Here is a 19891-nt window from a genome sequence, read left to right as displayed (position 1 = left end):
CGCCGCCGGCGGCCAGGGCCGGTGTTCCGCCCAGGAGCAGGGCCGCCTCGGCGGCGTTGGGGGTGACGACGTCCGGGGCCAGTCCGGCCCATCCTGCCGCGTCGTGGGCGTCCACTACCGTCAGACGGCCGCCGCGCAGGGCAACGAGGGCGTCGCGCACCCTGCCGTGCAGCAGTGCGCTGCCGTAGTCGCACACCACCAGGGCATCGGCACCGTCCAGCAGGGCCGCAAGCGAGGCGGCGAGCAGGTCCTCGGCCTCAGGCGGAAAACCGCCGCCCTCATCCAGGCGGAACAGCACCTGGTCCCCGGCGATGATCCGGTTTTTCGTGGCGGTGCGGGCCAGCGGATGGGGCACCAGCGCCTGCAGGTCCACGCCGGCGCCGGCGAGGATGCTCCGCAGTTGCCGCCCCGCCGGATCGGTACCGGTCAGCCCGGCCAGCCGCACCCGGGCTCCCAGCGCCTGCAGGTTCATGGCGGTGTTGGCTGCGCCGCCCGGCGCGTACTGCTTCTGCTGCAGGTCCACCACCGGGGCGGGAGCCTCCCGGCAGAACCGTTCGGTGACGCCGGACCACCAGCCGTCGAGCATCACGTCACCGATAACCGCCACCCGGAGTGCGGCCGTGGCCAGCCGGCCCGGCAGCCCGGGTGCAAGGCTGCGTACCCCGCCCAGCGGCGGCAATCCGCTCACGCCGGTTCTCCGGCAGGTTCAACGGCCGGGTCTCCGGCATGTGCGCCGGCGCGTGCGGTGCCGGCCATAGCGGGCGGACTGCCCAGATGCACCACTTTGACCAGGGAGAACTCGTCCAGGAGTTCCGGGCCGTATCCGAAGCCCCGGCCGCTGCGCCCCCGCGGTTGGGCCGAACCTCCCGGTGCACCCCCGAAAACCGCGTTGACCTTCACCGTGCCCACATCCAGCCCGGCGACGGCCTGCTGCGCATGGGCCAGGCTGCCGGTCAGCACGGTGGCGGCGAGCCCGTAGGTTCCCGCAGCTGCCAGCGCCAGCCCTTCCTGGAAGCTGTCCACCACCTGCACGGCAGCCACCGGCCCGAAGGTTTCCTCCCGGAAAAGCTCCATGCCCGCCGAACAGTTCAGCAGGACCGTGGCCGGGTAATGCGCGCCGGGCCCGGCCGGGATGCTGCCTCCCTCCGCTGCCGTGGCCCCCAGGAACACGGCTTCGGCCACCTGCCGATGCACGGCCTCCCGCGCCCGGATGTCCACCAAAGGCGCCACCGCGCCCTGCCGGTTCCGCTGCCGTGCCTGGGCGGCCAGTTCAGCGCAGAACTCCCCGGCGATGGCCCGGTGCACGTAAATGCGTTCCACCGCGGTACAGATCTGCCCGCTGTTGCTGAAGGCCCCGATAGCGGCTTGCTCGGCAGCCCACCGCGGATCGACGTCGGCGTCCACCAGCAGGGGATCGTTGCCCCCGTTCTCCAAGATGACATGCGCCCCGGTCAGGGCGGCCGCCCGGGCGATGCGCGCTCCGGCCGCACTGGAGCCGACATGGGCCACCACGTCCACACCCGCATCCATGCACAGCTGGGCGCCCACGTCCCCGCCGCCGGCAACGGTGGCCAGCACACCGGCGGGAAAGTGCGGGGAGAGGATGTCGCCCAGGAGATTGCCGGTGTGCGGACTGCGTTCGCTGGGTTTGTGGATTACCGTGTTGCCGGCCGCCAGCGCCGCCCCCACCAGTCCCGCGGCCACGGCCACGGGGTCGTTCCAGGGGGTGAGCACGACGGCGACGCCCCGGGGTCCGCTGACCGTGTAGTCGGCCGCCAGCACGGCACCACGGAGGCTGTGTCCGCGGTGGACGGGCCCAAGCTCGGCGTATTGCTGCAGGGTGGCTGCGCCTGCGGTCACTCCGGCCAGGGCTTCGGCTTCCGGCCTGCCCGTTTCCCTGCTGTTCCATGCGGCCAGTTCCGCGGCCCGGCCGGCCAGCGCTGCGGCAGCGGCCCGCAGCATCCCGCCGCGTTCATCCGGGCGAGTGGCCGCCCAGCCCGGCAGGGCCCCCCGGGCCGTGGCCACTGCGGCCTTGAGCTTGCCCCGAGTGGCCGCCTCCACGGTCCCCACGAGGGTCCCGTCCCGCGGGTCGAGGATGGTGACGGTGTCCGGGACCGCGGCGGCGGACGCTGCGGTTGTTCCGGACGCTCCGGGGACGCTTTCGGGGGTAACGGTGGTGGACATGCTGCTCCTTCTCACGCGTGGTACAGGACCCGTACCCGCTTTCCGCCGGGTTCAGACAGGCACCTGGCCACACCCCGCAAGTGCCCGCCGCTACCCGGTTGAGATCCCCGGGGAGCCTCTAGGGTGGGTGCCTTCAGCGCAGGACCGGGACCGTCCCGGACGAAACCGCGCCCAACTTCGGACGCGTGAAAGGAAACACCAGCATGATGCAGCACATCCCGGCTCCGCGCCCGGAGATACCAGTCCGGCCGGCCATCCGCGGCGTAGCGCCCCTTGCGGCCGGGTTTCCCGGTGTTCGCCGGATTGCCGTGCTGCGCGGCGGGGGGCTGGGGGACCTGATGTTCGCCCTTCCGGCCATTGAAGCGCTGGCGGCGGCCTATCCGCAGGCCTCCATCACCCTGCTTGGCACCGCCCTGCACGCCGCGCTGCTGGCAGGGCGCCCCGGCCCGGTGGACCGGGTGGAGGTACTGCCCCCGGCCCCCGGCATCCAGGCCGGGCGGGAAGACAGGCGGGTAACGGAGGCGTTTACTGCCCGCATGCGGGGGCAGGAATTCGACCTGGCTGTGCAGGTCCACGGCGGCGGGCGGAATTCGAATCCGTTCCTGCTCGCGCTGGGGGCCCGCCACACGGTGGGCACGCGCACCCCCGACGCCGCCGCACTGGAACGCAGCATCCCGTACGTCTACTACCAGCACGAGGTGTTCCGTGCGCTGGAGGTCGCCGGGCTGGCCGGTGCCGCCCCCGTGAGCCTGGATGCTGCCCTGGCCGTCCGGCCCGAGGAGCAGGAGCAGGCCCGGGCCCTGCTGCTGCCCGACCGCCCGCTGGTGACCCTGCACCCGGGTGCCACGGATCCGCGGCGCAGGTGGCCGGCGTCGTCGTTCGCCGAGGTGGCCGCGCAGGCGGCAGCCCACGGCTGCCAGGTGTTGGTGGTGGGCGACGACGGCGACCGGGACGCGGCGCGGCAGATCACCGGGCTGGCGCTCGCCGCGGCCGGACCGGAAGCGCCCGTACGCTCCCTGGCCGGGGAACTGGGTATCGGCACCCTGGCCGCCGTGCTGCAGGCCAGTGCCGTGGTGGTGGGCAATGACAGCGGTCCCCGGCACCTGGCGCAGGCGGTGGGGGCCCGCACGGTGGGGATCTACTGGTTCGGCAACGTCATCAACGCCGGCGCGCCGGGACGCAGCAGGCACCGGGTACACATGTCCTGGCTCTCCGCCTGCCCGGTCTGCAAGGCAGATGTCACGCAGGTGGGCTGGACTGCCGAACGCTGCGAACACAACGATTCCTTTGTGGCCGATGTGCGCCACGAAGACGTGTGGGCCGACGTCGGGGAGCTGCTGGCTACCGGTGCGGAAGAGGCCGGTCCAGCGGCGGGGTGCGGGTTTACAGCAACGTAACAGCCGGTGGCGTCCGTGGAAACAATCGGTTTTTAGGCTCGGGGCTAGTCACTCGCACCCTACGGAAAGCGCTGGTCCCCATGAGCCTTACCTCCCGCCTCCGGGCACGTTCGACGTCGGCACGCATTGTGGCGGGGGCGGTGGCCGTCTCCGGCCTGCTCCTGGTCACTGCCTGCGGCGGATCCAGCGAAGCCGATGTGAAGGGGGACTACGGGACCCTGGACCTGAACCTGTCCTGGATCAAAAACGCCGAGTTTGCCGGAGAGTACTTCGCGACCGAAGCGGGATATTACGAGGAAGCGGGCTTTTCCGAGGTGAACCTGATTGCCGGCGGCCCCGGCGGCACCTCCACCGAAACCATGGTCCTTTCCGGCGGTGCCCTGGTCGGCACGTCCAGCCCCATGGGGGTGGCACCGGTAATCGCCGAAGAGGACGCTCCGCTGAAGATCATCGGGACGACCTACCAGAAAAACCCGTTCGTCATCATTTCCCTGGACGGCAACCCCGTCACCACGCCGGCGGACCTGTCCGGCAAGCGGATCGGCGTGCAGGCGGGCGTGAATGAAACGCTGTTCGACGCGCTGCTGGAAGTGAACAGCATCGACCCCTCGGCGGTGGAGAAGGTGCCGGTCCAGTACGATCCCCAGCCCCTGGTCAACGGGGACGTGGACGGGTTCTTCGGATACCTCACCAACGAGGTGCTGACCTTGGAGCAGGCCGGTCACGCCACTGCAGTGCTGCCCTTCGCGGACAACGGGCTGCCGTTCATTGCCGAAAGCTTCGTCACCACGGACGAGGCCATTGAAACCCGCCGGGAGGAGCTGAAGGCGTTCCTGAAAGCCACGCTGCGGGGATGGAAGGACGCGGTGGCGGACCCGGAGGAATCGGCCCGCCTGGCGGTGGAAGTGTACGGATCGGACCTGAATCTGGACATGGCCAAGGAAATCCGGCAGGCCGAGGAACAGAACAGCAAGTTGGTGGTGTCTGCGGAAACCGAAGCCAACGGGCTGTTCTCCATCAGCGACAGCCTGATTGCGGAAAACCTGTCCATCCTGAAACTGGCCGGCTATGACCTGGCGGCGGAGGATGTCTTCGACATGAGCCTGCTGGCCGAGGTTTACGAGGAAAACCCGGAGCTGAAGTAGATGCCGAGGGAAACAGCGGCCGGCACCGGGATCAACCTGCGGAACCTGGGCAAGACCTATACCGCCGGCCGCCGTGAAGTGGTGGCCCTGGAAGGTGCGGAGCTGAGCACGGAACGCGGGTCCTTCCTGTCCCTGCTCGGCCCGTCCGGCTGCGGGAAATCGACGGTTCTTCGCATCCTGGCCGGGCTGGAGACGCCCACCAGCGGAGATGTGCTGGTGGATGGGAAGACACCCGGGGAGCTGCGCCGCGGACACGAACTGGGCATCGCCTTCCAGGATTCGGCGCTGCTTCCGTGGCGCAGCGTGTACACGAACATCCGCCTGCCGCTGGAGGTGTCGGGGCTGCCGGCCGACGACGCCCACATCCGCGGGCTCATTGCCCTGGTGGGGCTGGACGGATTTGAAAAGGCGCGGCCGGGGGAGCTGTCCGGCGGGATGCGCCAGCGCGTGTCCATTGCCCGGGCACTGGTCCTGAAGCCGTCCGTGCTGCTGCTGGACGAACCGTTCGGCGCCCTGGACGACATGACCCGGCAGCGGCTGAACATGGAGCTGCTGCGGATCTGGACCGAGAAGCCGGCCACCACGCTCATGGTCACGCACGGCATCTCCGAGGCGATTTTCCTGTCCGACACCGTGGCGGTGATGAGCACGCGTCCGGGCCGGATCAAGGAGGTCATTGAGGTGGACCTGCCCCGCCCCCGAACCCCGGACATGATGCGCAGCCCGGAATTCCATGCCCTGCACGACCACGCCTCGGAACTGCTGTTCGGCGGGGCGGAAAAGGCAGCGGCTGCCACGGAGGCACTGTGACCGCGCGGCCGGCGGTGCCGCCGTGGCTGGCCGGAGCAATCGGCACGGTCCTGGTGCTGGCGCTGTGGTGGGTGGGAGCGGCAACCTTCCTCAGCGGCGTGGGGGCACCCGCCGGCGGCGGTCCCGGCGCCATCCCCACCCCGAGCCGGGTCCTTGCCCAGATGGGCGACGACGGCGCGGGCTTCTACTGGCGCAACGCCTCGGTGACGCTGGCGGAGGCTGCGGCCGGATACGCCTGGGGCAACGCGCTGGCACTTTTCCTGGCTTTCCTGGTGCTGCTCCTCCCGCGGCTGGAGCGGCTGGCCACCCAGCTGGCGGTGGTGAGCTACTGCCTGCCGGTAGTGGCCGTGGGCCCGGTGATCTTTATTGTGCTGGGGCCGCCGCGCTCCGGCGAGTCCTCGGGCACCGCGGTCGTCCTGGCCGCGCTGTCCGTCTTCTTCACCACCATGGTCAGTGCCCTGGCGGGCCTGAGGGCGGCCGACAAGGCCTGCCTGGACATGGTGAGCGTCTTCGGCGGCAACCGGATGCACCAGCTGTTGAAGGTCCGCCTGGTGGCGGCACTGCCGGCCGTGCTGGCCGCGCTGAAGATCGCCGCCCCGGCCGCCCTTTTGGGGGCTGTCCTCGGCGAGTATGTGGGCGGGGTGGACCGCGGTCTCGGTCCGGCGATGGTCAACGCCCAGCAGACCCTGGAAGTCGCCCGGGTCTGGGGTGTGGCCTTCGCCTGCACCGCCCTGGCCGGGGGAGCGTATGCGGTGCTTGGCCTGGTTTCACGGTGGGTGGCGCCGTGGGCTTCCGGCGGCCGGGCGGCTGTCCTATGACGGCCGCGCTGCATTCCACCGGACGGGCGCTGCTGGGGCTGCTGCTGTCCCTGGCTGTTGTCGGCGTGCTCTGGGTGGGCCTGCTGAAGGTGTTTGGAGTGTCCTCCTATATCGGCAAGGGCCCGGCGGACGTGCTGGGCTATCTGGTCCTGGATCCGGGAGCCGCGGAGAACCGCGCCCTGATGCTCGGCCAACTGGGGCGGACACTGCTCGACGCCGGCACGGGCTTTTCCGCCGGCATGCTGGCGGCGCTGGCAGCCGCCTGCCTCTTCACCCTGTTCCGGGGTGTGGAACATGCGCTGATGCCGCTGGCCATGCTCCTGCGTTCGGTGCCGCTGGTGGCGCTGGCGCCCATGATCATCCTGGTCTTCGGCCGGCAGGAAGCGGCAGTGGCGGCCATGGGCGGAATAGTGGTGTTTTTCCCGGCCCTGGTCACGATTGTCTTCGGCCTGCGGTCCGCTTCGCCCGCCATGCTCGAGGTGGTGCACGTGTACGGCGGGAGCCGGTTTGACGCCTTCCGGAAGGTGGCTATGCCCTCCGCGGCACCGGCGTTCTTCACGGCACTGCGGGTGTCCATCCCCGGTGCGCTGACCGGTGCTCTGCTGGCCGAGTGGCTGGCCACCGGCCAGGGCATCGGCTACGGAATTGTCTCCGCCGTGTCGCGGGCCCGCTATGACCAGGTGTGGGCCGGCGTCGTGATGGCGACCCTGGCCTCGATCCTGCTCTACGCCGTGGTCTCCGCCGCGGAGGCGGTGGTGAAGCGGCGGGCGGGGGTTTGACCGCCGGCCGTCGCGAAACGCCGTCTCGCGGTGTCGGGCCCTCGGTGGCGGTTCAAGTAGGCTCCCGGGCATGGGGAACCAGCGAAACGTCAACGAAGCGGACCACCGGCTCTATGCGCGCCCGGCACCAGGTGAAAGCGGCGATTGGGTGGAAGTAGTGGCCGACGGCGGCGACGGGCTGTCTTCCCAACGTCATGACGGTGGGGAGTTCAGCGACACGGGCATGGTCGGTGCAGAGGGGCGACCGGCTGCGGCCGACGCCCCTCGGAGCCGGTTCAACCCGTACCTTGCTGCCGCCTGGGCAGTGGTGGCACTGATGCTCGGCGTTGGATTGTTCTGGCTTTTCGGCATGTCCCAAATGGCCATTGTGTACGGCAGCACGAGCGGGATGACCGGCAAGGACCTGATAGTGATGAACTTCCATCAGACGGGCATGTACCTGCTGCCGTTCGGCCTTGCCTCGGCCTTTGCCCTGCTGACGGTGCAGGCCGTCGGCTACCGGCGCGCATCCCGGGAGTAAGCCGGCGTCCAGCCGGGCCGGCGCCCCCTTGTGCCGCTCAGACCGCCCCGGCCAGAATGGTTCGGTTGGCACCGTGCCGGCGCATGGAAAAGGACGGACACCATGGAACTTGTCCCGAACAATTCGCTGCAGTGCACCACCCCGGAGGACGGACGGAGGCTGGCGATCGCCCTGGCGCTGCAGACCTCCTTCGCCATCCAGCCGGATGAGAAGGTGCAGGAAATCATCCGGGACGCCTATGCCAACAATCCGGACGGGCTCATAGCGGCCTCGGCCGTGGTGGCAACGGAGTTTGCGACCGTCGCCGCGGCCAACAACTACTGGCGCTGACGCCCGTCCGCCGGCCGACGGATTTCCGGCTGCGGGTTTCCGTTTCGGGGGGCGGCCGGGCCATGGGTACGGAGGCGGTCCTATACTTCACGGATGGAGGACCAACCGCGGATCCTGGTTGTGGAGGATGACCGGCGACTGGCCGGAATGCTGGCGGAGATCCTGGAAAGTGAAGGCTATGCCGTCACCCCTGCCCATGACGGGCAGCGCGCCCTCCATGAGGGGCTGACCCGCGAGTTCGATGTCATTTTACTGGACCGCGGGCTGCCTGCCATCGAGGGCCTGGACGTGATGGCACGGCTGCGCAGCCGGGGCGTGCTGACGCCGGTGCTGGTGCTTTCGGCGCTGGGAAACCCGCCGGACCGTGTGGAGGGGCTGGACCGCGGCGCGGAAGACTACCTGGCGAAACCCTTCGACATGGACGAGCTCCTTGCCCGGCTGCGGGCACTGAGGCGACGCAGTATTGAACGGGTCCCGGCCCTTCCAGTGCCGGGCGGCATCTTCGACACGGCCGGGCGGACCGTATCCACCGGTTCCGGAACCCAAGTGCAGCTTTCGGAACGGGAGGCCGGCCTGCTGGAAGTCCTGGCCAGGCATCCTGGCCGCGTCTATCCCCGGGCCGAGCTGCAGCAGCTGGTCTTTCCCGATGCCGACGATAACGGCGTGGTGGACACCTATGTGCACTACCTCCGCCGCAAACTGGGCCGGCACGCAGTGATGACCGTGCGGGGTGTGGGTTACCGGCTCGGCAGCGGCGCATGAACCGGCGGGAGGGCCCCGAGCTGCGCCGGGCAACCACCCGGCTGTCACTTCAGTTCACCGCCTTCATCGTGGTCCTGCTTTCCCTTGTCGGGGTGCTGGTGTATTCGCTGGCGGCCGCAGGAACCGCCGCCGCTGCGCGCCAGACGCTGGCGGAAGCAGTTGACCTGTCAAACGCCCGGGATGCGCCGTTGAATGTTTTCCTTGCCGTTTACGACCGCCGCGGGCTGACCGTCTCCCGGGATATGCCCGCAGGGTTGCCGGTTGAGGAGGCCCTGGCAGAGGTGGCGGCCGGGGGAGCCAGCCGGGAGGAAACCGCGACGGTGGGCGGTGCGACCTACCAAGTGCTCACGGTCCGCCGGGGTGATGACGTGGTGCAGGCGGCGGTGGATACCCGTGAATCCCGTAAGGAACTCCAGCGGCTGGTGCTGGTGTTGGCGGGAACCATCCTGGGCGCCGCAGCGGTCGCTGCCGCCTTCTCCGTGTTGGCGGCGCGGGCCGCCATCAGGCCCTTGGCGCAGGCATTGGCGCTGCAACGGCGCTTTGTCGCCGATGCCAGCCACGAACTGCGCACCCCGCTGACCCTCCTCAGCACCCGTGCACAGCTGCTGCGCCGGCGCGTGGAGCGCGGTTTACGCCGGGACGGTGCCGGGGGAGAGCCGGAACAGGATCAGTGGCTGCAGGATGGGCTCACGGAAATCGTTTCCGACGCGGCCGTCCTGACCGGAATCCTCGAAGACCTGCTGGTCTCCGCCGATCCCCGCAGGAGTGAAACGGTCCAGCCTGTGGATCTCGCCGACGTCGTCCGTGATGTTGCGGGCAGTTTCGAAGCGATGGCTGCCGGACGCGGTCTTCACCTGGAAGTGCGGGCACCCCAAGGTCAGGTAATGGTCCGAGGAGTGCCTGCGGCGTTGCAGCGGCTGGTGACGTCGCTGCTGGCGAATGCGGTCGACTATGCCCGGTCGACGGTGGGGCTCAACGTTGACCGGAGCGGAAGGGAGGCGGTCCTGACGGTGGCCGACGACGGCCCCGGCCTGCCGCCGGAACTTGAGGGACGCTTGTTCGAGCGTTTTTCCTCCGTCCGTGCCGGCAGCCCCGTGGAACGGGCAGGGGCGGGAACCTCGCGGCACTACGGGCTGGGACTGGCGCTGGCAGCTGAAATCGCGGCACGTTTCGGCGGCACCATCCGCGCGGAATCACACCCCGGGTCCGGTACCTCCCTGACGGTTCGCCTGCCACTGTCCGCGCCGCGTTCCTAGACACGGTTTCTAAGAAATCTCGAAGAATCCGGCGGCAGGATTTAAGTATCAACAAACCGTTTGATGGAGGTGAAGAGACCCATGGCTTTGGGAAGCAAGGCCAAGCGGGCAATAATCTGGACGACCAGTGCCCTTGCCGGAGCCGGACTGCTCGTCGGCAGCTTTTTCACCGGGGCCGCCGTTGCCGAAAACAACGAACTGGAACAGGCAGGTGCCACGTCACAGCAGGAGGACGCCCGGGACCATAACGGGGACCGGGACGACTGGGAGCTTTTTGACCAGGACGGCCAAGACCAGGACGCCGAGAACCAGGACGCCGAGAACCAGGACCAGGACGGCCAGGACGAAGGCGCTGAAAACGGGGACGGCGAGAATCAGGACCAGGACGGCCGTGAACAGCGGCGTCACGGGCCCGCAGACCGGGATGCGGACGGCCGGGACGGTGAGGACAGGCCGGCGACGGACGAGGACCGGGGTGGTCCCGGGGACCGGCCCGACCGGGATGACCACGGACACGGGGATCACCGGGATGGACGGCACGGCGGTGACGGTGACGCTGAAGACGGCAATAATGCCGATAGCGGGGAAGGCTCCGACCAGGCCTGAACCAGGTCACCGGCGTTCCGCCCGGGTCTTCACCCGGAAGGAGCCGGAAGCGGCAGGGCCGGACGCATAGGCGTCCGGCCCTTTGACGTCCGGCGCTGGCGGATCAGCAGGCTGGCGCACCTATACGCCCGGCCGGACGTCCCCCGCCATCCAGGTCAGTCCCCGCGCCGGAGTTCGGGCACCAGGTCCAGCAGATGGGTCTCCACGTAGTCCAATGCAAGCCGCACGGCGCCGGTCGGAACCAGCATCTTGCCCAGGGTGGAAACCGCCACCCGCGGCGGCCTGGCCACGTAGCGTTTCAGTTCCTCCGTCATGACCGGCAGCAGGGCGGTGGCGGAAGCCGCCACTGCACCGCCAACCACGATGAGCCGTGGATCAAAGAAGGAGGACACCGCGGCAAGCACCCGTGCCATCCGGCGGGCGATACGGTCCAGGATGGCCAGGGCCACGGGATCTCCGGCCCCGGCCGCCTCGAACACCAGCCGGGCCGATGCGCGGTTGGTGTCCGGTCCCACGAGTTCCCGGATCCTGCCGTTGTGGCCTTCCTTCAGGGCGGCGCTGCCCCAGACGCGGGCGAGCTTGGCAATACCGTCCTCGTTGCCCACACCGTCCATCATTTCCAGCGCCCCCATGCCGCCGGTTCCGCCCGAGGCACCGTGCAGCAGCCGGCCGGACTCGATGATGCCGCTGCCCAGCCGTTCGCCGGCCAGGATCACGGCCAGGTTGTCTTCCCCGGCACCCACGCCCCGCCAGCGTTCGGCCAGGGCGGCCAGCTTGGCGTCGTTTTCGACCAGCAGCGGCCAGCCCCGGGCCTCGCTGAACTCGTGCGTCAGGCCCAGATCGAACATTGGAGCCACGTCCTGCCCGGGGGCCACCCGGCCTTCACCGGTGACCTGCGCGGCAATGCCCATGCCCGCGCAAAGCACGGAGGCGGCCGTGATCCCGGCATCTTCCAGTGCGGCGTCGACGGCGGCAGTTACCACCCGGCGCCGCTGCTCCGGCTCGCCGCCGTGGCGCGGGAAGCGCGCCTCGGATCCGCCGACGACGGCGCCGGAGAGGTCTGCGGCCAGCACCCGGACGGTGGCAATACCGACGTCGAGGCCCAGGACGTAGCCGGCGCTTTCATTGAACTCGAACCGGCGGGCGGGCCGGCCCTTCTGCCGGTCCAGGCGGGGGGATTCGGCCTCCCGCGCCCAGCCGCGGGCAATCAGGTCATCGCAGACGGCAATCACCGTGGCCCGGGTCAGACCGGTGGCGTTGATCAGGTCGGTGCCCGTCGCGGAGGGGACGGCGCGGAGCACCTGGAGCACCGCGCGCAGGTTGGTGCGGCGCAGGAGCTGCGGGGTGTTCGCGGAGGCGTCCATGGTGTGCCCTTTGACGTGTGGCGGTAATAACAGCATAATTATAGGAGACAATAAATTTAGTTCCTAAATTTAGTTTCAGCATCAAGGAGGCACCAGTGACGGTACGCGTCGGAATCAATGGTTTTGGTCGGATCGGCCGCAATTACCTGCGGGCAGCCCTGCAGCACGGCGAAGGGTTCGAGGTTGTCGCAGTCAACGACCTCGGCGATCCGGCGCAGCTGGCACACCTGCTCAAGTACGACTCCGTTGCCGGACGCCTGGCCGAGAAGGTCACCGTTGAAGACGGCAACCTGGTTGTCGGCGGACACACCATCAAGGTCTTCGCCGAGCGCGATCCGGGCAACCTGCCCTGGGCCGAGCTGGACGTCGACATCGTGATCGAGTCCACCGGCTTCTTCACCAACGCCGAGGATGCACAGAAGCACATCTCCGCCGGTGCCAAGAAGGTCCTGGTCTCCGCCCCGGCCAAGGGCGACGCCTTCACCGTGGTGATGGGTGTCAACGACGGCGATTACGATCCCGATAAGCACAACATCATCTCCAACGCTTCCTGCACCACCAACTGCCTCGGCCCGCTGGCCAAGGTCCTCAACGACGCCTTCGGCATCGAAAAGGGCCTGATGACCACGGTGCACGCCTACACGGCAGACCAGAACCTGCAGGACGGCCCGCACAAGGACCTGCGCCGCGCCCGCGCCGCAGCCCTGAACATGGTTCCCACCTCCACCGGTGCCGCCAAGGCCATCGGCCTGGTGCTGCCGGAGCTGAAGGGCAAGCTGGACGGCTTCGCCATCCGCGTTCCCGTCCCCACCGGCTCCGTCACGGACCTGACCGTCACGCTGGAAAAGGAAGCCACGGTCGAAGAGATCAACGCCGCCTACGCCAAGGCAGCACAGGACCCGCGCTGGGCCGGCATCCTCACCTACACCGAGGATCCGATTGTCTCCTCCGACATCGTGGGCGACCCGTCCTCGAGCATCTTCGACTCCGGCCTGACCCGCGTCATGGGCAACGAGGTCAAGGTTGTTGCCTGGTACGACAACGAGTGGGGCTACTCCAACCGCCTGGTGGACCTGACCGGACTGGTCGCCTCCAAGCTCTAGTCTCCAGCAACACCGCCCGACGGCGCCGCGCCGGACTCCCTGCGAGTCCGGGCGGCGCCGTCGTCGTTTAATGCGGTGTCCAGGAAAACAGAAAAGGAAAAGCGGGGGATCCGTGAACCATTCGTGGTGAGCGGGCATTACAGGGTGTGAACACAGACAAAGAGATTGTGGAGTTCTCGCGCAGCGGCCCCGCCATATTCGGGGAACTCTATGACCGGCACGCGCCGGACATCTACCGGTACGCCGCCCGGCGTGCCGGTGACTTTGCCGCCGAGGACGTGATGGCGGAAACCTTCCTGGTCGCCTTTGAGAGACGGGCGGGTTTTGAGGGGCCGGCCGAGGCTGTACGGCCCTGGCTCTTCGGCATCGCCACCAACCTGCTCCGCCGGCACCACCGCGCCGAGGCACGGATGCTGCGCGCCCTGGCACGCAACGGCGGCCGCGGCCACGCAGCGGACGGACTCGATGCGGTGGATGCGCAGGTCGACGCCGACGGCGACCGCTCCCGGATCGGCGCCGCGCTGGCGGCACTGGCTCCCATCGACCGGGAAGCCATCCTGCTCTATGCCTGGGCGGACCTGACATACGACGCAATTGCCACCGCAACGGGCGTACCCATCGGCACCGTCCGCTCCAGCATCAACCGTGCCCGGCGCAAGCTCCGGGCGGACCTCGGCTTTGCCCTTTTCGACGAAATGGACAGTGATCATGGACGAACTGCACCTGCTCCGCGCAACGCGTAACACCACCGGGACCGTACCTCCGGCTGTCCTGGCCGCGGGCCGGGAGAAACTCATGCAAAAGGCAGCGGAGGAAGCTGCCGCACGACAGCCGGCACCGGTGCTGCACTCCCGCCGGCCCTGGCGACGCACCCTGCTGGCCTCGGCTGCGGCCGCCGCCCTGATCGCGGCACTGGTGGCGGTCGACGTCGTCGGCTCCGATGAGCGCCCGGGTGCCACGGCGGAGGCCGCCGAAGTGCTGAACGATGCCGCTGCGGCAACCATCACCAGCTCCGACCCGATGCTGGCTCCCGGCCAGTACCTGCTGGTTGACACCGACATGGTGGGCACCACCTCCACTGTCACGCCGGAGGGGCAAGAGTTCTCCTGGCTGACCCGCAGGGACCACCAGGTCTACATACCCGCGGACCGGAGCGGGGAATGGGTGTGGATCCGCGAACCATCCAAACCGGTGCAGTTCTTCGATGAGGGGTCCAGACAGGAGGCGGAACGTGTTGGAGCGGGCAGCTCTGACAGCGGTGACGTGTCGCGTGCCCCGCGCGGGGAATTCGGCGGATCGACCCAGCGCGTTCTCAACGACATGCCGTTGCAGGACGCAGTTGAGGACGCACCCCGGGACCCCCGGCAACTCCTCGACCTGCTTTATGAAGGCAATGCCGGTGGGGGGAATACTCCCGATCAGGAAGCGTTCGAAAGGATCGCTGAAACCCTGGCTACCGGCGCCATCCCGGCGGATCTGCGGGCCGCCCTGTACCAGGCGGCAGCGCTGATTCCCGGTGTCTCCGTTGTTGACCGGGAGGCAGCCCTGGACGGGCGGACCGGAATCTCGCTGGGCATTGGATCGCCCGAGCAAGGTTTCCGGAGTGAGATCATCATTGATCCGGAAACCGGCCTGATGGTTGGTGAGCGGACGGTGTTGTTGGAAGACGGAAGTATCTTCCCGGCTGGCACCGCGCTCGGATGGTCCGCGATCACCACCTCGGTGGTAGATTCGACGCCCTAGGAAACCTACGCTGCGGAAATTCCCACGCTTTGATGCGGGTGTTGCCGCTGTGGTCCCTTCCGGCACAGCAGTCACAGAGCGTGGGAAGTCCGGCGACTGGTTTCAGCAGACCCTTGCGGGACCTGTCGATTGTCGATAAGTATTGGTTGTCCTTCAATCGACAACCGTCCTTCAACCGACGGGTCCCGTAGGGAGAAACGTGATGGGAAAAGCAACCATCCTGGCGTTGCGGATTGTGCTGGTCCTGGTGTTCCTCGGCACCGTCTTTGTCCAAGCCGTGATGGTGCCGCTGTTCTATGCGGACCTGGCCGAGGCGGGAGTTGAAGCCGTGCGAATACCGGTCCTGGTGATCGTGGTGCTGGGCATCGCTGCCTTCCAGGTCTGCCTGGTGTGCGTCTGGCACCTGCTGACCATGGTCCGGCGGGGGACCGTCTTCTCCTCCGGAGCCTTCCGCTACGTGGACGTCGTGATTGCAGCGCTGTCCGCAGCCGCACTGCTGCTCTTTGCGCTGGGGGCCGTACTGGCGCCCGGCGAGGCGGTGGCCCCCGGCGTCGTCCTGCTGGTCGGCGGCATGGGAGTGACAGTAGCTGCCGGTGCCCTGCTGGTCCTGGTGATGCGGGCGCTGCTGGCCTCCGCCGTCGACACGGCGGCCGAAGCCAGCCACCTGCGTGCCGAACTCGGCGGGGTGATCTGATGCCGATTGTCGTGGACATCGACGTCATGCTGGCCAGGCGCAAAATGCCCGTGGGTGTACTGGCCGAGCGGATCGGCATCACGCCGGCAAACCTTGCCGTGCTGAAGAACGGCCGTGCCAAGGCGGTCCGGTTCACCACCCTCGCCGCGCTGTGCGACGTGCTGGACTGCCAGCCCGGGGACCTGCTGCGCTGGGAACCGGAAGCGGGGCCGCAACCGAAGGAAACGGAAGCGGATGGAACCGCTTCCCGGCCGGACGCCGTCGGACGGCCGGGACAGTAACTCTTACGGCTCCCGGTGCTGCTCCAACACCCGCCCCAGGACCCGGGCACCCTCACCGAACGCGCCGGGGTTGGGCCCGGAGTAGTTCAGCCGCAGATAGGCGCCCGCCTGTTCGGCCGGAAACCACTCGTTCCCCGGGGCCACGCGGACGCCGGCGGCCTCGCAGTCCCGGGTCAGGACGGCCAGGTCCGTGGAATCCGGCAGCCGGACCCAAAGGTTCAGTCCGCCCTTGGGTACCGCCTCCACCCGGGCCAGCGGAGCATGTTCCCGGAGGGCATCAACCAACAGGTCCCGCCGGCCCGCCAACCGCGGCCGCAGCTGGCGCAGATGCGTCCGCCAGGCCGGTTGCGTGACGACGTCGAGCGCCACTGCCTGCAGGATCCCGCTGACGTACACGGCGGAGGCCTGGAAATCCGCGAGCAGTCGTTCGCGTGCGGGGCCGCGGGCAATGACGGCGGCCACCCGTACCGCCGGTGAAATGCTTTTGGTGAGGGAGCGCAGGTAGACCACGTGCCCGGCGTCGTCCTGGGCGGCCAGGGGTGCAGGGTCGGCGGCAATGCCGAAGTCGTGCGCCCAGTCGTCTTCGATCAGGAAGGCCCCGTGCCGGCGGACCGTCTCCAGCACCTGCCCGGCACGTTCCCGGGACCAGTAGGCGCCGGTGGGGTTGGCGAAGGCGGGCTGGGCGTAGAAAGCACGCGCTCCCGTCTGCGCGAAGGCGCGGGCCAGCTCGTCCGGGTCCGGACCGTCGCTGCCGCTGGGCACGGGGACCACGTGCACTCCGGCCTGCGCGGCGGCCAGGATGGCACCCCAATAGGTGGGCGATTCCATCAGCAGCGGCCTGCCCGGGCCCACCAGTGCGCGGAACGCGGCACTGAGTCCGATCTGGCTGCCCGGCAGGATCACGACGTCGGAGGCGGCCGGCGGGGCGACGCCGGCGGGCGCGCCGGCGCCCAGTTCGGCGGCAAACCACGCCCGCAGTTCCGGCAGGCCGGCGGCCGGGGAGCGGGAGAGCGCTGCGTCGCTGCGGGCGGCCCGGGTGAAGGCTGCCCGGACAAGCCGGCCGGGCAGAAGTTCCGGATCCGGGTAGCCGGAGTGCAGGGCAATGACATCGTCGGCCACGGTGCGCATGGCGCTGGAGAGGGTGGGCAGGGTGCGGGGTGCGCCGAGGGCGGCGGTCTGCCAGCCGTAATCGGGGACCCGTGCAACGCTGCGGGCGCGGACGAAGGTCCCTGCGCCGGGCCGGCTGTCCACCAGGCCCAGGGAGGCCAACATCCGCAATGCCTTCTGCACCGTCACCGGGCTGGCACCGTACCGTGCCACCAGCTCGCGGGTGGACGGCAACTGTGCCCCGGGCGCTGCAGCGGAGATCCACGCACGGAGGTCTGCCGCAATCCGGTCCGCACTGCTACTATCTGCCATGAAGCCACATAATAGCGCTACTCTTCCGGTGCCCACAGTGCTACCGACAGGTCGCGAGGGCCTGTGGTGGGGCCTGCTGGGCGTCACCGCGTTCTCCTTTACCCTCCCGTTCACCCGCATCGCCGTGGCGGGCGGCATGGCACCGCTCTTTGCCGGATCGGGCCGGGCGGTGGTGGCCGCCCTGCTCGCCGCGGTCGCGCTGGCCGTCACCCGGCAGCACCTGCCGCGGGGCACACAATGGGCACGGCTGGCGCTGGTGGGCGGGGGCGTGGTGGCCGGTTTCCCGCTGTTGACATCTTTCGCGCTGGCCACTGCGCCTGCCAGCCACGGGGCCGTCGTTATTGCGCTGCTGCCCGCCGCGACGGCCGCGATGGCGGTCCTGCGCACCCATGAACGTCCGCCCCGCCGGTTCTGGGTGCTGGCGGCCGTGGGGGCTGCGGCCGCCGTAGGGTTCGCCGCCCTTCAGGGCGGCGGCCTGGCCGGACTGCATCCGTCAGACCTGCTGCTGTTCGCCGCGGTGCTTGCCGGGGCGGTGGGATACGCGGAGGGCGGCATCCTGGCCCGGGAACTGGGCGCCTGGCAGACCATTTCCTGGGCGCTGGTCCTCACCTCACCGGTGATGGCAGCCCTGACCATGGTCAGCCTCGCCGGGAGTGCCCCCGCCGTCGGTCCGGCGGAGTGGGCAGCCTTCGCCTATCTGGGCGTGGTGAGCATGTTCCTGGGCTTCTTTGCCTGGTACCGCGGACTGGGCATCGGTCCGATGGCCCAGGTCAGCCAGGTGCAGCTCGCCCAGCCGGTGCTGACCATCTGCTGGGCCGCCCTTCTGCTGCACGAGCGGCTGACGTGGGCCACCGTCCTGGGCGGTCTTGCGGTCATCCTGTGTGCCGGCGTTGCGGTCCGCACCCGCGGACGGAAAGCGCCGGCGCCGTCGTCTCCGATCCCCGAACCTGCGGCCTAGGGCCAGGAGTCCTCCTCCTCGTGGCAGATGAGCATTTCGCGGACCTCGCAGCCGGCGGGCTGGGTCAGGGCAAAGAGGATGGCGTCCGCCACCCGGCGCGGATCATTGAGCCGCGAATCGTCCTGCGGCCGGTACTGCTCGGTGCGGTCGTCAAAGAACCGTGTTTTCATGCCGCCGGGAATCATGGTGGTCACGCCCACGCGGCCGGCGGTTTCGGCCGCAAGGGCGCGGCTGAAGCCGATCACCCCGAACTTGGAGGCACAGTATGCCGTAGCGTCCGAGACGGCCTTGAGTCCCAGCGTGGAAGCCACCGTGATGACCCTGCCGTGGGAGGCGGCCAGATAGGGCAGTGCCGCCCGGACCACGGAGACCGTGCCCAGCAGGTTCACCCCGATGACCTTCTCCCATTCCTCCGCCGCCACGTCTTCAAGCCGGCCGCAGCGGTCAATGCCGGCGGCGGTGACCACGGCATCCAGTCCGCCCAGGATTTGTACCGCTTCCTGGACTGCGGCCTCCACGCCGGCGCGGTCCGCCACATCCACCTGCACCGCCTTGGCCCCGGTGACGGCACTGATGTCGCGGTCCAGCACCACCACGCTGCCGCCGGCCTCGGCAACGGCGGCGCTGACGGCGGCACCCAGCCCGGAGGCGCCGCCGGTGACAAGGACCCGGCCGGTGAAAACCGCGGGAAGCGGGCGCGCCTGCAGTGCGGTATCCGGGATCGGGTCAGTGGCCGGGACAAGGCCGGGATCGGGGACTGGACTGGCGGGGACAAGGCCGGGATCGGGCAGGGCGGCCGGTACGGGGGCTGTGGGGGACAGGCTCATGGGGATTCCTTTCGGTGGAACGGCGTTCGGGTCAACAGGGTTTTGGCAGGGAGGGAGCGTCGGGGAAACGCGTCCGGAGGATCAGCCCACTTTCGCCAGGGCGGAGGCCAATGCGGTGGTGGAGCGGGCCGGATGGAACGGGACCGTGACCGTTTCCCCGCCCCACGAGCGGACCAGCGCCGCTTCGGGCAGTTGGTCCTCGCGGTAGTCCCCGCCCTTGACCCAGATGTCCGGACGCAGCCGCTCCAGCACCGCCGCGGGGGTGTCCTCCTCGAAAATGAGAACCCCGTCCACGCATTCCAAGGCCTGCAGCAGTTCGGCCCGGTCATCGGCCCCGATGATCGGGCGTGCCTCACCCTTGAGCCGGCGCACGGAGTCGTCGGAGTTCAGGCAGACAATCAGGCAGTCGCCCAGCCCGCGGGCGGCCAGCAGGGTCCGGGCATGCCCGGCGTGCAGCAGGTCGAAGCAGCCGCCGGTGGCCACCACGGTTCCGCCGCGTTCGCGCACCCGTGCTGCCGTGGCCATGGCATCGGGGACCTCGCTGACCAGCAGGGGCTGCTCCATGTCCAAGGTGGCCACGCCACCGGCGGCCAGGAAGGACGCGGCGGCACCAACGGCGCCTTCAACCGCGGACTCCAGCCCGTCGCCGTCGAGCAGCCGGACAATAAGGGACGCGGCAAACCGGTCACCGGCACCGCAGGTGTCGCCGTCGGGAATCTTCGGGGCAGGCAGGACCTGGGCCAGCCCGGCGGCCGGCAGCGCCAGCGCTCCCTGAGCGCCCATGGTGACCACCACCGAGCGGCTCTGCCAACGTTGCAGCAACCGTTCGGCGGCGCGGAGCCCCGCGGGCACCCCGCCCGGTGCCTCCCCGGCGGCCTGCAGCGCCTCGGTGAGG

General features: G+C 69.3%; 22 protein-coding genes. 16 read left to right on the top strand and 6 right to left on the bottom strand.

What is annotated here, in order from left to right:
- Both AC5RUF_RS15070 and AC5RUF_RS15065 read right to left on the bottom strand, forming a co-directional pair.
- A partial coding sequence (locus AC5RUF_RS15070; RefSeq protein ID WP_494131128.1) for a bifunctional heptose 7-phosphate kinase/heptose 1-phosphate adenyltransferase occupies positions 1 to 688 on the bottom strand: 688 nt, incomplete at its 3' end.
- Entirely contained in the window at positions 685 to 2184 is a 1500-nt protein-coding gene (locus AC5RUF_RS15065; protein WP_494131127.1) for an aldehyde dehydrogenase family protein, read from the bottom strand. The genes AC5RUF_RS15070 and AC5RUF_RS15065, both read right to left, overlap by 4 nt.
- A gap of 206 nt (positions 2185 to 2390) precedes the next feature.
- Here AC5RUF_RS15065 and AC5RUF_RS15060 point away from each other — a divergent pair, with 206 nt between their 5' ends.
- The 10 genes from AC5RUF_RS15060 to AC5RUF_RS15015 all read left to right on the top strand — a co-directional run bounded on the left by AC5RUF_RS15060 (position 2391) and on the right by AC5RUF_RS15015 (position 10607).
- On the top strand, positions 2391 to 3581 hold the full coding sequence (locus tag AC5RUF_RS15060) for a glycosyltransferase family 9 protein (RefSeq protein WP_494131129.1): 1191 nt from the start codon (positions 2391 to 2393) through the stop codon (positions 3579 to 3581).
- An 80-nt stretch (positions 3582 to 3661) separates the two neighbouring features.
- The gene (locus tag AC5RUF_RS15055; protein ID WP_494131126.1) at positions 3662 to 4726 is read left to right on the top strand and encodes an ABC transporter substrate-binding protein; all 1065 of its coding nucleotides are present in this window, start codon (positions 3662 to 3664) and stop codon (positions 4724 to 4726) included.
- Positions 4727 to 5536 carry an ABC transporter ATP-binding protein gene (locus AC5RUF_RS15050; protein ID WP_494131125.1) on the top strand — a complete coding sequence of 270 codons (810 nt, stop codon included), beginning with the start codon at positions 4727 to 4729 and terminating at the stop codon, positions 5534 to 5536.
- Positions 5533 to 6354 (top strand): ABC transporter permease, encoded by an 822-nt coding sequence (locus AC5RUF_RS15045; RefSeq protein ID WP_494131124.1) that lies wholly within the window; start codon positions 5533 to 5535, stop codon positions 6352 to 6354. The genes AC5RUF_RS15050 and AC5RUF_RS15045 overlap by 4 nt, the downstream gene beginning before the upstream one ends.
- Positions 6351 to 7133: an ABC transporter permease gene (locus AC5RUF_RS15040; RefSeq protein WP_494131123.1), complete on the top strand. Its 783-nt coding sequence runs from the start codon at positions 6351 to 6353 to the stop codon at positions 7131 to 7133. The genes AC5RUF_RS15045 and AC5RUF_RS15040 overlap by 4 nt, the downstream gene beginning before the upstream one ends.
- Before the next feature lie 70 nt (positions 7134 to 7203).
- The gene (locus AC5RUF_RS15035) at positions 7204 to 7653 is read left to right on the top strand and encodes a hypothetical protein (protein ID WP_494131122.1); all 450 of its coding nucleotides are present in this window, start codon (positions 7204 to 7206) and stop codon (positions 7651 to 7653) included.
- A gap of 102 nt (positions 7654 to 7755) precedes the next feature.
- Positions 7756 to 7983, top strand: coding sequence for a hexameric tyrosine-coordinated heme protein (locus AC5RUF_RS15030; protein ID WP_493997277.1), 228 nt, complete (start codon positions 7756 to 7758; stop codon positions 7981 to 7983).
- Positions 7984 to 8076: 93 nt separating this feature from the next.
- On the top strand, positions 8077 to 8745 hold the full coding sequence (locus AC5RUF_RS15025) for a response regulator transcription factor (RefSeq protein ID WP_494131121.1): 669 nt from the start codon (positions 8077 to 8079) through the stop codon (positions 8743 to 8745).
- Complete coding sequence (locus AC5RUF_RS15020) at positions 8742 to 10001, top strand: sensor histidine kinase (protein ID WP_494131120.1); 1260 nt, start codon at positions 8742 to 8744, stop codon at positions 9999 to 10001. Before AC5RUF_RS15025 ends, AC5RUF_RS15020 begins: the two co-directional genes overlap by 4 nt.
- Positions 10002 to 10082: 81 nt before the next feature.
- Positions 10083 to 10607: a hypothetical protein gene (locus AC5RUF_RS15015; protein WP_494131119.1), complete on the top strand. Its 525-nt coding sequence runs from the start codon at positions 10083 to 10085 to the stop codon at positions 10605 to 10607.
- Between the two features lie 155 nt (positions 10608 to 10762).
- On the opposite strand, the gene AC5RUF_RS15010 is transcribed toward AC5RUF_RS15015, so the two are convergent.
- Positions 10763 to 11971 (bottom strand): ROK family protein, encoded by a 1209-nt coding sequence (locus AC5RUF_RS15010; RefSeq protein WP_494131118.1) that lies wholly within the window; start codon positions 11969 to 11971, stop codon positions 10763 to 10765.
- A 95-nt stretch (positions 11972 to 12066) separates the two neighbouring features.
- Between AC5RUF_RS15010 and gap the strand changes: the two genes are divergently transcribed.
- From gap to AC5RUF_RS14985, 5 genes are all read left to right on the top strand, one after another.
- The gene (gap, locus tag AC5RUF_RS15005; RefSeq protein WP_494131117.1) at positions 12067 to 13074 is read left to right on the top strand and encodes a type I glyceraldehyde-3-phosphate dehydrogenase; all 1008 of its coding nucleotides are present in this window, start codon (positions 12067 to 12069) and stop codon (positions 13072 to 13074) included.
- Positions 13075 to 13220: 146 nt separating this feature from the next.
- Positions 13221 to 13817, top strand: a complete 597-nt coding sequence (locus tag AC5RUF_RS15000) for an RNA polymerase sigma factor (protein WP_494131116.1) — start codon at positions 13221 to 13223, stop codon at positions 13815 to 13817.
- Positions 13783 to 14817: a CU044_5270 family protein gene (locus tag AC5RUF_RS14995; protein ID WP_494131115.1), complete on the top strand. Its 1035-nt coding sequence runs from the start codon at positions 13783 to 13785 to the stop codon at positions 14815 to 14817. Before AC5RUF_RS15000 ends, AC5RUF_RS14995 begins: the two co-directional genes overlap by 35 nt.
- A gap of 202 nt (positions 14818 to 15019) precedes the next feature.
- Positions 15020 to 15511: a DUF2975 domain-containing protein gene (locus AC5RUF_RS14990; protein WP_493998380.1), complete on the top strand. Its 492-nt coding sequence runs from the start codon at positions 15020 to 15022 to the stop codon at positions 15509 to 15511.
- Entirely contained in the window at positions 15511 to 15792 is a 282-nt protein-coding gene (locus tag AC5RUF_RS14985; protein ID WP_493998381.1) for a helix-turn-helix domain-containing protein, read from the top strand. The genes AC5RUF_RS14990 and AC5RUF_RS14985 overlap by 1 nt, the downstream gene beginning before the upstream one ends.
- Before the next feature lie 3 nt (positions 15793 to 15795).
- On the opposite strand, the gene AC5RUF_RS14980 is transcribed toward AC5RUF_RS14985, so the two are convergent.
- Positions 15796 to 17211, bottom strand: a complete 1416-nt coding sequence (locus AC5RUF_RS14980; protein WP_494131114.1) for an aminotransferase-like domain-containing protein — start codon at positions 17209 to 17211, stop codon at positions 15796 to 15798.
- On the opposite strand from AC5RUF_RS14980, the gene AC5RUF_RS14975 reads away from it, so the two are divergent.
- The gene (locus tag AC5RUF_RS14975; protein ID WP_494131113.1) at positions 17210 to 18169 is read left to right on the top strand and encodes a DMT family transporter; all 960 of its coding nucleotides are present in this window, start codon (positions 17210 to 17212) and stop codon (positions 18167 to 18169) included. The genes AC5RUF_RS14980 and AC5RUF_RS14975 overlap by 2 nt on opposite strands.
- Here AC5RUF_RS14975 and AC5RUF_RS14970 read toward each other — a convergent pair.
- Together AC5RUF_RS14970 and rfaE2 are read right to left on the bottom strand one after the other, a co-directional pair.
- A complete protein-coding gene (locus AC5RUF_RS14970) occupies positions 18166 to 18996 on the bottom strand; it encodes an SDR family oxidoreductase (RefSeq protein ID WP_494131112.1) in 831 nt (276 codons plus the stop codon). The genes AC5RUF_RS14975 and AC5RUF_RS14970 overlap by 4 nt on opposite strands.
- Before the next feature lie 81 nt (positions 18997 to 19077).
- Positions 19078 to 19891, bottom strand: an 814-nt coding sequence (rfaE2, locus tag AC5RUF_RS14965) for a D-glycero-beta-D-manno-heptose 1-phosphate adenylyltransferase (protein WP_494131111.1), incomplete at its 5' end; no start/stop codon positions are given.

The organism is Arthrobacter sp. Y3224198, from assembly GCF_059090025.1.
Note: the sequence above shows the minus strand (reverse complement) of the source record. Positions and strands in the feature narration are given on the sequence as shown.